1 protein-coding gene is annotated in these 419 nt (G+C 50.1%); it reads right to left on the reverse strand.

Annotated features, from left to right (window positions below; all coding sequences use genetic code 11):
* Window positions 1-419, reverse strand: a 419-nt coding sequence (locus RVS70_RS22765; RefSeq protein ID WP_321135014.1) for a hypothetical protein, incomplete at both ends; no start/stop codon positions are given.

Below are 419 nucleotides of genomic sequence, written 5' to 3' on the forward strand. Positions count from 1 at the left end.
GATGGGCAGGAGTAATAATGACTCCTTCCGCCCCAGCTTCAGACACGGGACCGCTCCACAAAGTGCCGTCACAATCGATGGCGGCCGCTTTAAATGGCGGTTTGAGCCATGCCGTCAACTCACGCGCCACCCGTGTTCCCATCGCCGCGTAAAATTCTTCAGTAAACGGTATTCTTGCCGCTCTTTCACTGTGCGGGTCAAATATGGCAGCAAGCTGGTATGTTTGATGCAGCTGGCGAAGATCAATCAAATGTACATCCGTTTCTTTAGCAAGCTGCGCGATCCAATTCTGCTGGCATTGCACAAGGATGTACCGGAGCTCCTGCTCTTTCACATTTTCCAGCGGCAGCAATCCAATGAAATAAGGCACTTCCTTTTTCTTCTGTTTCATGATGGCGAGCAGTTCATCTGAATTATCT

The sequence above is a fragment of the Virgibacillus sp. M23 genome (assembly GCF_034190895.1).
GTDB classification, from domain to species: domain Bacteria; phylum Bacillota; class Bacilli; order Bacillales; family Amphibacillaceae; genus Virgibacillus; species Virgibacillus salarius.